The organism is Virgibacillus halodenitrificans, assembly GCF_001878675.1.
GTDB lineage: Bacteria > Bacillota > Bacilli > Bacillales > Amphibacillaceae > Virgibacillus_Q > Virgibacillus_Q halodenitrificans.
This window is the reverse complement of record NZ_CP017962.1, coordinates 3,399,873-3,414,022: the sequence shown is the minus strand read 5'-3', so window position 1 is coordinate 3,414,022 and position 14,150 is coordinate 3,399,873. Positions and strand designations below refer to the sequence as shown.

Annotated in this window: 11 protein-coding genes; all 11 read left to right on the top strand. The window is 40.0% G+C overall.

The features are described 5' to 3' along the window. Nucleotides 1-28 precede the first annotated feature (28 nt). On the top strand, nt 29-1,357 hold the full coding sequence (gene murA, locus BME96_RS16920) for a UDP-N-acetylglucosamine 1-carboxyvinyltransferase (protein ID WP_071649718.1): 1,329 nt from the start codon (nt 29-31) through the stop codon (nt 1,355-1,357). A gap of 608 nt (nt 1,358-1,965) precedes the next feature. After that, nucleotides 1,966-2,790: a M55 family metallopeptidase gene (locus BME96_RS16915; RefSeq protein WP_071649717.1), complete on the top strand. Its 825-nt coding sequence runs from the start codon at nt 1,966-1,968 to the stop codon at nt 2,788-2,790. Between the two features lie 12 nt (nt 2,791-2,802). Next, on the top strand, nt 2,803-3,738 hold the full coding sequence (locus BME96_RS16910; protein ID WP_019378194.1) for an ABC transporter permease: 936 nt from the start codon (nt 2,803-2,805) through the stop codon (nt 3,736-3,738). After that, the gene (locus BME96_RS16905; protein WP_019378193.1) at nt 3,738-4,694 is read left to right on the top strand and encodes an ABC transporter permease; all 957 of its coding nucleotides are present in this window, start codon (nt 3,738-3,740) and stop codon (nt 4,692-4,694) included. The genes BME96_RS16910 and BME96_RS16905 overlap by 1 nt, the downstream gene beginning before the upstream one ends. A 9-nt stretch (nt 4,695-4,703) precedes the next feature. Continuing rightward, nucleotides 4,704-5,708: an ABC transporter ATP-binding protein gene (locus BME96_RS16900; RefSeq protein ID WP_019378192.1), complete on the top strand. Its 1,005-nt coding sequence runs from the start codon at nt 4,704-4,706 to the stop codon at nt 5,706-5,708. 21 nt (nt 5,709-5,729) lie between these two features. After that, entirely contained in the window at nt 5,730-7,376 is a 1,647-nt protein-coding gene (locus BME96_RS16895) for a peptide ABC transporter substrate-binding protein (protein WP_071649716.1), read from the top strand. A gap of 147 nt (nt 7,377-7,523) precedes the next feature. Further along, nucleotides 7,524-8,441, top strand: a complete 918-nt coding sequence (locus BME96_RS16890) for a S66 peptidase family protein (RefSeq protein ID WP_071649715.1) — start codon at nt 7,524-7,526, stop codon at nt 8,439-8,441. A 21-nt stretch (nt 8,442-8,462) separates the two neighbouring features. Continuing rightward, nucleotides 8,463-9,563 carry a dipeptide epimerase gene (locus BME96_RS16885; protein WP_071649714.1) on the top strand — a complete coding sequence of 367 codons (1,101 nt, stop codon included), beginning with the start codon at nt 8,463-8,465 and terminating at the stop codon, nt 9,561-9,563. A gap of 433 nt (nt 9,564-9,996) precedes the next feature. Further along, on the top strand, nt 9,997-10,947 hold the full coding sequence (locus BME96_RS16880) for a C40 family peptidase (RefSeq protein ID WP_071649713.1): 951 nt from the start codon (nt 9,997-9,999) through the stop codon (nt 10,945-10,947). Nucleotides 10,948-10,951: 4 nt separating this feature from the next. Beyond that, nucleotides 10,952-11,968 (top strand): ABC transporter ATP-binding protein, encoded by a 1,017-nt coding sequence (locus BME96_RS16875; protein ID WP_071649712.1) that lies wholly within the window; start codon nt 10,952-10,954, stop codon nt 11,966-11,968. An 82-nt stretch (nt 11,969-12,050) separates the two neighbouring features. Further along, nucleotides 12,051-13,220: a stage II sporulation protein D gene (gene spoIID / locus BME96_RS16870; protein WP_197035835.1), complete on the top strand. Its 1,170-nt coding sequence runs from the start codon at nt 12,051-12,053 to the stop codon at nt 13,218-13,220. The last annotated feature ends 930 nt before the right edge of the window (nt 13,221-14,150 follow it).

Genomic DNA, 14,150 nt, shown 5'->3' with positions numbered 1-14,150 from the left:
GAAATTGGATCTGAAGGAGATTTGAAATATGGAAAAAATCATCGTAAGAGGCGGACACCAATTAAAGGGCACCGTAAAGGTCGAGGGTGCAAAGAATGCGGTCCTTCCTGTAATTGCTGCAAGCCTTATAGCAAGTGAAGGAAAGAGTGTCATCAAAGATGTTCCCGAATTGGCGGATGTATATACAATAAATCAAGTACTAAGCAATATGAATGCAGATGTCCATTTTGAAAATAATACAGTTACCGTTGATGCTTCCAATCAACTTACAACGGAAGCACCGTTTGAATATGTAAGAAAGATGCGAGCATCTGTATTGGTATTAGGACCTTTATTGGCACGCTATGGCCATGCAAATGTTGCAATGCCTGGTGGGTGTGCAATTGGATCACGACCTATTGATCTGCATCTAAAAGGTTTTGAAGCAATGGGAGCAGAAGTACATGTTGGAAACGGTTTTGTAGAAGCACACGTAAAAGGGCGCTTAAAAGGTGCTAAGATTTATTTGGATATGCCAAGTGTAGGTGCTACGGAAAATATTATGATGGCAGCAGCCTTGGCAGAGGGTAAAACAGTTCTTGAAAACTGTGCGAAAGAACCTGAAATTGTAGATTTAGCAAACTACTTGAATAAAATGGGAGCCAAAATAGTTGGCGCAGGTACGGAGACAATTCGTATCGAAGGTGTGGAAAAGCTATACGGTGTGGAGCATTCCATTATTCCTGATCGCGTGGAAGCTGGAACTTTCATGGTTGCGGCAGCAATTACTGGTGGTAACATCTTAATTGAGAATGCGGAAAGTGAGCACTTACGTTCCGTTATTTCAAAGCTGGAAGAAATGAATGTTTCAGTGAAGGAAGAGAAAAACGGACTTCGGGTTATTGGACCTAAGCAATTAAAAGCAACAGATATTAAGACATTACCACACCCAGGTTTTCCTACAGATATGCAGTCTCAAATGATGGCATTAATGCTATGTGCAGAAGGGACTAGTGTTATTACGGAAACTGTTTTTGAAAACCGATTTATGCATGTGGAAGAATTCCGTAGAATGAATGCAAAAATGAAGATAGAAGGTCGTAGTGTAATAATTGAAGGCCCAAGTGATCTACAAGGAGCTGAAGTAGCAGCGACCGACCTTCGAGCTGCAGCAGCATTAATTTTAGCTGGTCTTTGTTCAGATGGGTATACACGAGTAACCGAACTGAAGCATTTGGATCGCGGATATGTTAACTTTGCAGGTAAATTGGCTGCGTTAGGTGCAGATATCGAGCGCGTCGATGAAAGTGGAGATGTAATTAATCCATTTGCAAAAGTAGATTATCAAAAACAAAACATTATAGCAGAGTTATCATAATAAAATTACCATATTTTCTTAGCGAAGCAGGTGGGCATATCTATGTTCATCTGTTTTTGTATTGTCTAAAAAACCATAAATATTGGTGCTAATATATTCCGGGCTTATGCAATGTTTTGAAAATGTATATAAACCCCGAAGTAACTTTTAAGTACAGTATAAGAAGTAACCTTCTGTTGGAAAGCTGACTTAAACATTGAATCTAGTTATATCACCGCTACAAAAACACTGCGCTTTTCGGGGGCGGCTGAAGCCATGCCGGTGGCAAAGTAGACACTGTGAGGTCACGAACAGATGTCGCACTTGTACCCGGAGGTGTGAAAGCGTCCCACTAAAGCGGAAATCAATGGGTTGCCCATTTCTTTAGAATAGTTAGTTTTACAACTCAGATGAATCTTCCTACTTCAAATATTCTTATATTATTTTCATAGCTTACTAGCCAGTATCGGTTTCCTTTAAATTTTTTATACCTTGAAACACAGAAATGTTTACGTAGCAGTAGTAGAAAACCTTACAATTTTATAAATTGTCTTTTAATTTCAAAATTTGTATGGTAAAATTGAAAGAAAATTACCAATAATTTTAATGGAAGGAAAAGGTGTTACTACATGAAATTATACATCTCTGTGGATATGGAAGGAATCACTGGTTTACCTGACCATACATATGTAGACTTTCGTAAGCATAATTATGAACGGGCGAGAAAAATAATGACAGATGAAACGAATGTTGTAATCGATGCAGCGTGGAAGTCTGGCTGGAAAGATATTTTAGTGAATGATAGTCATTCAAAAATGAATAATATATTAATAGATCATTTGCACCCCGAAGCTAAATTAATAACCGGAGAAGTGAAACCGCTTTCTATGATGCAAGGTTTGGATAATACATATGATGGGGCGATGTTTGTGGGGTATCATGCGCGTGCAGGCCAATTTGGTGTCATGTCTCATGCGATGATTCACGCTGTTAGAAATTTTTACATAAATGACCATGTAATTGGTGAGATAGGGTTTAATGCTTACGTCGCAGGCTATTATGGCGTCCCAATTCTTCTTGTGGCAGGTGATGATCAAGCAACGAAAGAAGCTAAGGAATTAATTCCGGGAGTTACTGTAGCTGCAGTGAAGGAAACAATTTCGAGATCGTCTGTCAAGAGTCTCACACCAAAGAAAGCCGGTGAGCTTTTGACAGAAAAGGTAAAGATAGCGTTGGAAAACCGCAATCACGTGAAACCGTTAACACCTCCGGAAAATCCAATGTTGCGAATTGAATTTAATAACTTTGGGCAGGCAGAATGGGCAAATTTGATGCCAGGAACAGAAATTGAGCCTGGTACTACCATTGTTCGTTTTCAGGCTAAAAATATATTGGAAGCATATCAAGCGATGCTTGTCATGACAGAGCTCGCGATGAATACTACATTTTCTTAGGAGGGGTTGCCAATGCTGAAATATATACTCAAACGTTTACTGATTATGGCTGTAACCCTATGGATTATTGTGACTTTAACATTTGTCTTGATGGTATCCATCCCAGGTTCACCTTTAAATGAAGAGCGTGGAACGAATGAAACTGTACAGAAGAACCTGGAGGCACATTATAACCTGGACGAACCATACCATATCCAATACTTACTCTATTTAAAATCAATTGTGACCCTTGATTTTGGACCTTCTATCAAACAACCAAACCAAACGGTAAATGATTTATTGGGAAGAGGATTTCCCATTTCCTTTGAACTTGGGATTGTCACCATTTTAGTTGCTGTCTTTTCTGGAATTATTCTAGGTATCGTTGCTGCTTTAAAACATAACGGTATCATTGATTATATGGCAATGAGTTTGGCAGTATTGGGAATCTCCATACCAAACTTTGTGCTTGCAACATTGCTCATTCAGCAACTGGCAGTGAAATATGAAATTTTCCCTGTTGCAACATGGTCAAGTCCTGCACATATGGTGCTACCAATCATCGCACTTGCTACTGGACCGATGGCGATCATTGCCAGATTAACAAGGTCTACGATGCTAGAAGTTCTTACACAGGACTATATTAAGATGGCAAGAGCAAAGGGGCTTTCCCCGTGGAAAATTGTGTTTAAGCATGCCCTTAAAAATGCGCTTATGCCAGTTGTTACGATTATGGGTACGTTACTTGCAGGTATCTTAACAGGGACGTTTGTCATCGAAAAGATCTTTGCAATACCTGGCATGGGGAAATATTTTGTAGAGAGTATTAATCAACGAGATTATCCAGTCATTATGGGAACAACTGTGTTTTACAGTGCTTTTCTCATCTTTATGCTTTTCCTTGTAGATATTGCCTATGGCATTTTGGATCCTCGTATTAAGATACATAAAAAAGGAGGAGAATCCTAATGAAAGTAGCAAACAAAATAGAAACAGCACATTCTCCTGCTGAAATACCAAATGACTGGTTTACATGGAAAGAAACGGATAAAGAAGCAGCAGAGGTCGTATCCAGACCTTCACTATCTTATTGGCAAGATGCTTGGAAACGATTAGTAAAAAACAAATTAGCGATGGCTGGTCTCGTTTTTCTTGTTTTATTAACTATTATGGCTATATTTGGTCCAATAATTTCTCCTTATACGGTAGATAAAACTAATTTGCCAAATCAATTTCAGCCTCCCTCTGGAGATCACTGGTTTGGCACAGATTCCTTGGGAAGAGACGTATTTACAAGAACATGGTTTGGTGCACGTATATCATTGTTTGTAGGGCTAATGGCTGCATTAATAGATTTTACAATTGGTATTATTTATGGGGGTATTTCCGGATATAAAGGTGGACGTGCTGACAATATTATGATGCGCATTATCGAAATCTTATATGGCCTGCCCTATTTGCTTGTTGTTATTCTACTGCTGGTTGTACTTGGGCCAAGTTTAGGAACGATCATCCTTGCCTTAACAGTTACCGGCTGGGTAGGTATGGCCCGGATTGTGCGAGGACAAGTACTTCAAATTAAAAACTATGAATTTGTGCTGGCCTCAAGGTCATTTGGAACGAAAACTTCACGGATTATAAGAAAAAACTTAATACCAAATACAATGGGACCAATCATTGTGCAAATGACATTAACGGTGCCTAGCGCCATATTTGCGGAAGCATTCCTAAGTTTTCTGGGACTTGGAATACAATCTCCGCATGCAAGTTGGGGCATGATGGCAAATGATGCTTTGGGAGCAATCCTTTCCGGACATTGGTGGACATTGTTTTTCCCTGCATTTTTTATCTCGTTTACGATGTTTGCATTTAATGTATTAGGTGACGGGCTTCAGGATGCACTTGATCCGAAGCTGAGGAAGTAGGTGACATAGATGGAAAAAATACTTGATGTAAAAGATCTCCACGTAACCTTTACTACTTATGGTGGTACAGTAAAAGCCGTACGTGGTGTTAACTTTCATTTGAATAAAGGGGAAACCTTGGCAATTGTAGGAGAGTCCGGATGTGGTAAAAGCGTTACCTCCAATGCGATTATGCGCTTAATACCTGATCCGCCCGGTAAGATCTCCAATGGATCCATTCACTTTCATGGAAAAGATCTTGTCCGATTAACTGAAAAGCAAATGCGGAATATTCGCGGTGTCGACATCTCCATGATATTCCAGGATCCGATGACCGCCTTAAATCCGACATTAACAATTGGGACTCAATTAATGGAAGGGCTAAGGCAGCATAAAAAGATTACTGGTGAAGAAGCCAAACAAAAGGCATTGGAAATGATGAACCTTGTAGGCATCCCTAATCCGGAGGAACGCTTAAAACAATATCCACACCAATTCAGTGGAGGAATGCGACAACGGATTGTGATTGCAATGGCTTTAATTTGTGAGCCGGAATTATTGATTGCAGATGAACCTACAACTGCACTTGATGTGACGATTCAAGCTCAAATTTTGGAGTTGTTTAACAGAATTCAAGAAGCTACAGGGGTTTCCATTATCCTGATTACACATGATTTAGGCGTAGTAGCAAAAATTGCTGATCGAATTGCTGTTATGTATGCAGGAAAGATTATCGAGGTTGGTACAAAGCGGGAAATATTTTACCAGGCACAGCATCCCTATACGAAGGGATTACTGAAATCAGTGCCTCGCCTGGATTTGCAAGGGGAAAAACTAACACCGATTGACGGTACACCACCAGATTTATTCTCACCTCCGGTTGGATGTCCTTTTACTGCAAGATGTCCATTTGCCATGGAGGTGTGTGATAAAGTTTATCCTGGCACAACGGAGCTAAGCGATGCACATAAAGTGGATTGCTGGCTTCAGGATGAGCGGGCTAAACAGCTTTTGGCTTCAACAGCCAATAATTAAAATTCAAAGGGGGAAAAAGGTATGAGAAAATGGCTAGTAGTTTTGATGGCAATACTCACGGTTCTTATGCTTGCAGCATGTACAGCAAATGAGGATGCCGGTGAGGAAAAGCCGAAAGAAGATGGTAATGATGCAGAAGCAACAGAAGAAAAGAGTGACGATGGAAAAGTATTATATATGAATAATGGAAGTGAACCTACTTCACTTAATCCTCCAGTAGGTTTTGATTCGGTATCATGGAATGTGTTGAATAACTTGATGGAAGGTTTAACAAGGTTGGGTGAAGATGATCAACCACAGGAAGCAATTGCGGAATCATGGGATATTTCGGAGGATCAAAAGACATATACCTTCCATATTAGGGAGAACGCCAACTGGTCCAATGGTGATCCAGTAACTGCAGAGGATTTTGTCTATGCATGGAAGCAATTATTAAATCCAGAAACAGCTTCTCCTGCAGCATTTCTTGGTTACTTTATTGAAGGTGGAGAAGCTTATAATAATGGCGAAGGATCAGCAGATGATGTGGGCGTCAAAGCTGTTGATGAAAAAACCTTTGAAGTAACGTTGAATGCTCCAACAGGCTTCTTCCTGCATGTTATTTCAAATCCTGCGTTTTTCCCGGTAAATGCAAAGGTTGCCGAAGAAAACTCAGAGTGGTATGCAGAAGCTGATTCCTTTGTTTCCAATGGTCCATTTAAATTGGAATCATGGGCACATGATAGTGAAATGATGATGGTTAAGAATGATCAATATTGGGATGCAGAAACAGTGAAATTGGATAAGGTTCATTGGGCTATGGTTAATGAAACAAACACAGAATATCAGATGTTTGAATCAGGCGATCTTGATATGACTTCCATTCCTTCTGACATGGCTGACCAGCTTATTGATGGAGATAATGTAGTTATTGAGGATCAGGCTGGATTGTATTTTTATCGTTTCAATGTAAATGAAGAACCATTCCAAAATGAAAAGATCCGTAAAGCATTTGCGTTAGCTATCAATCAACAGGACATTGTTGACTTTGTAACAAAAAATAAAGAAGAACCAGCTACAGGTTTTGTTTCCCCTGGCTTCAAAGATCCTTCCGGAAAAGATTTCCGTGAGGTGAATGGGGATTTGGTGAAATTTGACCCTGAAAAAGCTAAGAAGCTTCTTGAAGAAGGAATGAAAGAGGAAGGCTATGATGAGTTACCTGAAGTAGTACTAAGCTACAATACGAGTGAAGACCATAAAGCAATTGCAGAGACAATGCAAAGTATGTATAAGGATAATCTGGGCGTAGAGGTTTCCTTAGAGAATACAGAATGGAATGTATTCCTTGAGGATCAAAAAGGCTTAAAGCATCAGTTATCCCGAAGCTCCTTCTTATTTGACTATGGTGATCCAGTTAACTTCCTGGAAAGCTTTATTACAGACTCAACGATGAACCGTACAGGTTGGTCGAACAAAGAATATGATGAGTTAATTGCTAATGCCAAATCCGAAACAGATGAAGCAAAACGTTGGGAGTATATGGAGAAGGCAGAGAAATTGCTAGCAGAGAAAATGCCGATCTTCCCAATTCACTATTACAATCAAGTATTCATATACAGTGAAGACGTATCAGGCATTGTGCGTCACCCAGTAGGCTATGTAGAGCTTAAGTGGGCAGATAAACAATAAAGTAGAACTATTTTTAGAAAAAACTAGAAGACTAACATAATAGAGAATAGCTCATATACATATGTATATGGGCTCCCTTTTTCTTTTCTTAGTACTGTGACAGGAAAAATAATTGAGCTTCTTAGCTTACTTAAAGGAGGTATAGATATGATTAAGCCGGGGCGCTTGCAAAAAGGAGATACGATTGGAATTATTGCTCCAGCTGGCCCACCAGATCAAGAAAAACTTCAACAAGCCATTCCTTTTTTTGAATTACTTGGACTTAAAGTAAAAGTAGGCAAACACATAAATGAAATTCATGGCTATCTTGCCGGCACAGATCAACAGCGCTTGGAAGATTTTCACACGATGATTGCAGACCCTGTTATTAAAGCAATCTTTTTTGCCCGTGGTGGTTATGGAACCGGAAGAATTGTGTCATCTCTTGATTACGAGTTAATCAGAAAAAACCCAAAAATTATCTGGGGATATAGTGATATTACATACTTACATACGGCCATACGCCAACAGACTGGCCTGGTCACTTTTCATGGGCCGATGGTTGCTTCAGATATAGGAAAAGAAGCGTTTGATGATTTTACGGCAGAGATGTTCCTGCAATTGTTTGAACCTGCTACATATGTATATTCAGAAAAAGTATCATCTTTACATGTTATCACTCCTGGCAACAGTACGGGTATGCTTGTAGGTGGAAATCTCTCCTTAATTGTAAGCACACTCGGTACCCCGTTTGAAATAGATACGAATGGCAAGCTGCTTTTACTTGAGGATATAGGAGAAGAGCCATACCGAGTTGACGGTATGCTTAACCAATTAAAGCTTGCTGGAAAACTGGAAGAGGCTGCAGGGGTCATTTTAGGCGATTTTGCAGATACTGAGCCAACCTTGAAACACAGTTTAACTATGGACCAAGTGTTTTTAGATTATCTTTCTAAGCTAAACTGCCCTGTGCTCTGCGGTTTTAAAATTGGACACTGTTTCCCGCACTTTGCTGTACCTCTTGGAGTGGAAGCAGAATTATCTGCAGATACAAAAACTTTAACTATTCAGGCTGGTGTGAATTAGAACAACAAAGGAGGAGACACCTTGCAAATTCAAAACATAGAAACATTCCAAACAGCTATTCCTCTACATACCCCATTTAAAACCGCATTACGTACAGTGACAATTGCTGAGTCTGTTGTTGTAAAAATCACCTGTGAAGGAGGAGTAACAGGCTTCGGGGAAGCGCCTCCGACACATGTAATTACGGGTGATAGTTTGGCAAGTATAGATTTTGCCATAAATAGAGTATTTAAGCCTTTGCTATTAGGAATGGATATAGATGCACGTGAACAGATTTTTGAAAAATTACATGGAAGTATGGTAGGAAATCCAAGTGCTAAAGCAGCGGTTGATATTGCTCTTTATGACTGTATCGCCAATGCAGCAAGTACCCCCCTTGTCTCCTTTTTAGGTGGATATAGGAAGGAAATTGAAACAGATTATACCGTTAGTGTAAATACTCCACAGGAAATGGCCGCAGACGCACGTAAGTACATAGATAATGGGTTTAACGTGTTAAAAATAAAGGTTGGCAAGGATCAGATTGAGCAGGACGTGAAGCGAATACAAGCTATACGACAAGAAATTGGAGATGATACGCTTATTCGTCTTGATGCAAACCAAGGATGGAACGCGAAGGAGGCTGTGAAAGCCATTCGGCAGATGGAAAGCCTTGGATTGGATATTGAACTCATTGAACAGCCGGTAAATGCATATGACATAGAAGGGTTAAAATATGTAACAGACAATACAGAGACACCAATTATGGCAGATGAAAGCGTGTTTTCTCCTCTTGACGCAAAGCGAATATTAGAAAATAAGGCAGCAGACCTGATTAATATTAAATTAATGAAAGCTGGAGGAATTCATCAGGCATTAAAAATCGCAACACTTGCTCAAGCCTATGGAGTAGAATGTATGGTTGGCAGTATGATAGAAACGAGGCTTGGTATAACAGCAGCTGCTCATTTTGCAGCAAGTCAACCGAATGTTACACGATATGACTTTGATGCCCCTCTCATGCTTACAGACGATCTTATTCAGGGCGGAGTTACATATGAAGGAAAAGTAATCCGTTTAGGTACAGCTGCTGGATTGGGTATTAAGAAAATTAATAAACAATATATTATCAACCAGCAATAAAACGTTGTATATCTCAGATGCATATGAGAGAACGGAAGCCTCATATGAGAAAGAATCACCAAATATGAGAGAGCCTGCATCTCATATGAGAAAGAATCACCCAATATGAGAGAGCCTGCACTTCATATGAGAGAGAATCACCCAATATGAGAGAGCCCGCATCTCATATGAGAAAGAATCACCAAATATGAGAGAGCCTGCACTTCATATGAGAGAGAATCACCCAATATGAGAGAGCCCGCATCTCATATGAGAAAGAATCACCAAATATGAGAGAACCCGCACGCCATATAAGAAAGAATCACCAAATATGAGAGAACCCGCATCTCATATGAGAAAGAATCACCAAGTATGAGAGAGCCCGCACCCCATATGAGAGAGCACCAACCTCATAAGAAAGAAAAACTTAATATATAGGAAAGGAGTTCTTACTATGATAAAACAGCAAATTGACTTATTCCCTAATGAAATGTGGGTAACAAATGTTCAAGTTGCAACGGTATGGACATCCCCAGAGTCTGCTAGAGATGTGGATACAGCTGGCGTGACTACCCCAACGAATATAGATAAGTGGATTGCGAACCTCACACATGAGGAAAAACTGGCACTTTGTGACGAGAACCGTGTTCAATCCCAACTTTTATATGGTGAGCCAGTACTTATTGATGAAATAAAGGAAGAGTGGGCAAGAGTAGTTATCCCCTCACAGCCTTCTAACAAGGATGAACGTGGCTACCCGGGCTGGGTTCCCCTAAAACAATTGACACAAGTGAAAAAAGAGGAGTGGGAAAGCGAACTTACTGCTGCCGTTATCAGTGATAAGGCTTGGCTCACATCCGATAAGGGTGAAGAGTTAATGAAACTCAGCTATATGACCTTCCTGCCAATAGAAGAAGTTCAGGAAGATAGAATAAAAGTAAAAACCCCAGTCGGATCTGGTTATATTCATGCATCATCTATCAAGATATTCACGACATCTTTAGGCATAGAACAAGGAACAGGTAAGGCAATTGTGGAAGCAGGAGAACCGTTTTTAGAATTAAGTTATTTTTGGGGAGGCATGAGTTCGTTTGGTTACGATTGCTCTGGTCTGGCTTATGCTACTCACAAAGCAAATGGCTATCAAATACCAAGAGATGCGAGCGACCAGGCTGCTTCAGGTAAAAAGGTTGCTTTTAATGAGCTTCTTCCAGGGGACTTAATTTTCTTTGCCTATGAAGAGGGAAAGGGAAAATTACATCATGTAGGAATCTATTATGGCAATGGAAAGATGCTGCATTCACCGCAAACGGGTAGAGGGATTGAAATTATCAACTTAGAAGGAACAAAATATGAAAAAGAGCTATGTGCCGCATGCCGCTATTGGCATGAGAATAAGGAGTAATAATATGGACGATAAAGTGTTGCAAGTAAATCAGTTGAAAAAGCATTTTGATATGGGAAAAGGAAAGGTGCTTAAGGCAGTAGATGGGGTTACCTTTTATGTGAAAAAAGGAGAAACATTTGGACTTGTAGGAGAATCGGGATGTGGAAAATCTACCATTGGTCGCACGATTCTCGGTCTGTATGATAAAACAGAAGGCGATGTTATTTACGACGGAAATGATATTCATGCATTGTCTGAGAAGGATCGTTTTACCTTTTATCGTAAAATGCAAATGATTTTCCAGGATCCATATGCTTCTCTTAATCCCCGTTCCACTGTGAAAGAGGTTATTTCAGAACCAATGGAAGTACATGGATTATACAAAAATAAAAAAGAACAGCTTGATCGTGTCTATCAACTATTGGAGGAGGTAGGTCTTAACCGTGATCATGCTAACCGGTATCCGCATGAATTCAGTGGCGGACAACGGCAACGAATAGGAATAGCACGAGCACTCGCATTAAATCCTGATTTTATTATTGCGGATGAACCAATCTCGGCGCTGGATGTATCTGTGCAAGCTCAGGTAGTCAATCTTTTGAAGGAGCTTCAAACTGAAAAAGGTTTAACCTTTTTATTTATCGCCCATGACTTATCTATGGTGAAACAAATATCGGATCGAATCGGGGTTATGTATCTTGGCAATATGGTGGAGTTAACCACAAGTGAGCAGCTTTATGATAACCCATTACATCCTTATACTAAGGCTTTGTTATCAGCGATTCCAATACCAGATCCGGATATTGAAGAAAGGAGAGAGCGGATTATCCTCGAAGGAGAATTGCCGAGTCCAATCGATCCTCCGAGTGGATGTGTTTTCCGGACACGCTGCCCGATGGCAATGGAGGTATGCTCCGAACTCCGTCCAGCATGGCAAGAAGTAGAAAAAGACCATCATGTGGCATGTCATCTCTATGATAGTACGCTTACTAAAGAGCAGACGAAAAAAATTGAACCACAGCATGCTAAGGTTTTCTAAATCTTATGTTCTATTGAAATCCCCTTTTGTATACATTTAATAGTAGGGATACTAGACTAAATGAATGCAAAGGGGGATGGCATTGAAAAAACCAAATATGTATCATTCAGCGAAGAACAAATCCATCATAAAGAAAATAAAATCGAAGCAAAAGGCAACATACAAAGGAACACTTCCCAAAAAAATTCCGCCCTGGAAAAGGAAAACAGCTTTTCACAAGCCTAAAACAGCAGCAACATGGAAGCTCCCTACAATTTTAATGATATCCAGTTTATTTTTTATCATTCTAATTATCCCTACGCTCATTGTAATTCCATTTGGGAAAGAGAGTGAAAATGAAAGCAGGATGGTGGAAAAAGAGCAAACTGCCCAGACTCCGCAAGAAGAAACAGAAGCTTCACCATTTTCGGTAGCAGTTATGCGATCGACATCCGAGGAAGTAGAAAATGTCCCTCTAGAGACCTATGTCTCCAGGGTAATTGCTTCAGAAATGCCTGCTGATTTTGAATTGGAGGCATTGAAAGCGCAAGCCTTGGCGGCGCGTACGTATATTGTTAATCATAAGCTCCACACAAATGAAAACGATAAGAAAGAATCGGATGTAACGGATACTGTCCAACATCAGGTTTATAAGGATGATAAGGAGCTAAAGCGTCAGTGGGGAAGCGATTATGAGTGGAAAATAGATAAAATAAAGAAAGCAGTCCAGGAAACGAAGGGTGAGATACTAACATACAATAGCCAACCTATAACTCCTGCATTTTTCTCTACAAGCAATGGTTTTACGGAAAACTCGGAGGACTACTGGGAAAATGAACTTCCATACTTACGCAGTGTGGAGAGTCATTGGGATAAATCATCGCCAAAATTTTTAGATCAAAAAATATTTACACTAAACCAATTTGAAAACGCCATGAAAGTGGAATTAAACAAGAGTGGGTCACTGGTCATGGAAGTAACCAGAACGAAAAGCAATCGGGTAGATGAACTGATGATTGATGGGCATAAGTTTTCAGGAAGAGTCGTTAGGGAAAAGTTAGAATTGCGCTCAAGCGATTTCAAAATTAAACAAAAAAATGACCATCTGATATTCACTACCAAAGGTTATGGACATGGAATTGGAATGAGCCAATATGGTGCTAATGGGATGGCAAAAGAAGGGAAGACATATAAGGACATTGTGAATCATTATTATAAAGGAGTAGAGATAAGCACGGTCACAGATACAGCTCCAGCCCTTGTCGCTAAATAGACAGGGCTTTTTTTATTGCTTCTTTATATTTAGGGATTGAAAGTTGTTTCGCAAAATTTATATATTGCGACGTAACTGTAAGTATTGTAAATCACTGTTTCTAAAAGATACACTACTAAAATATATTTTAATACGTTTTGATGATCATCTACCGCCATTGATTTCCATTAAAGATGAACGCTTTCCGCCGGCATGGCCTCAGCCGCTTCCTCCGCTACGCTCCGTCCAGGGTCTTCGCCTCATGCTATTCCGGCAGGAGTCGTGGGCCAACAGGACGTTGGTCATGCAATCGTTGCCACAAATGTTTTCGGTGGGACGAGGAAACGCAGTCCCAGGACGTGGCGTTTTTAGATTGCCATCTTCCATTCCAATCAATTGGTATGTGCTATTGATTAATTTGAGGTATTTAAGAATTGAATAAGTAGCTCTTATCTTTAATCTTTGAGATATACACCTTAGCGGAGGGAAAATATGTAGACTCCTCGAAAATGGAAATACACATTTTCTTCGTGCGATGCCTTGCTGACGTAGCTTTCCTTGTCCAGCGGGAAAAGCGAGACTAGCGAGACCCCACAGAACGGAACTAATTAGGAACAAAGGCTAAGTTCGTCACGTCCTGTGACAACGCCTTTGTAACCAGCATCCTGCAGGCCCGAGTTCGAGGAGGCTCGCAGGCCGCCCGCGGAAAGCGTAATATTTTCCCGTAGCGAGATTAGAAAATCATATCCACTACGTCGCATTTTACTCCAACTCTACAGATAATTAAATAGTACAAGATAACTCAAAACAATTGATAATAGGTTCTGCAGGAGACAGAGATGCGGCTGGAAATAATAATTTATTTTAGTTATATGAAGCTTATTATCTCCCAAAAAGGGCATTAACGGCACTTCCTCCATCTGGTAATTGCTTAATTTACCCTAATAAAAC

Bases quoted from the DNA above. Each gene is read 5' to 3' on its own strand.
- BME96_RS16905 (WP_019378193.1), top strand. From the start codon at position 3,738: ATGAAAGTAGCAAACAAAATAGAAACAGCACATTCTCCTGCTGAAATA.
- BME96_RS16875 (WP_071649712.1), top strand. From the start codon at position 10,952: ATGGACGATAAAGTGTTGCAAGTAAATCAGTTGAAAAAGCATTTTGAT.
- BME96_RS16910 (WP_019378194.1), top strand. From the start codon at position 2,803: ATGCTGAAATATATACTCAAACGTTTACTGATTATGGCTGTAACCCTA.
- BME96_RS16915 (WP_071649717.1), top strand. From the start codon at position 1,966: ATGAAATTATACATCTCTGTGGATATGGAAGGAATCACTGGTTTACCT.
- BME96_RS16890 (WP_071649715.1), top strand. From the start codon at position 7,524: ATGATTAAGCCGGGGCGCTTGCAAAAAGGAGATACGATTGGAATTATT.
- murA (WP_071649718.1), top strand. From the start codon at position 29: ATGGAAAAAATCATCGTAAGAGGCGGACACCAATTAAAGGGCACCGTA.
- BME96_RS16880 (WP_071649713.1), top strand. From the start codon at position 9,997: ATGATAAAACAGCAAATTGACTTATTCCCTAATGAAATGTGGGTAACA.
- BME96_RS16900 (WP_019378192.1), top strand. From the start codon at position 4,704: ATGGAAAAAATACTTGATGTAAAAGATCTCCACGTAACCTTTACTACT.
- BME96_RS16895 (WP_071649716.1), top strand. From the start codon at position 5,730: ATGAGAAAATGGCTAGTAGTTTTGATGGCAATACTCACGGTTCTTATG.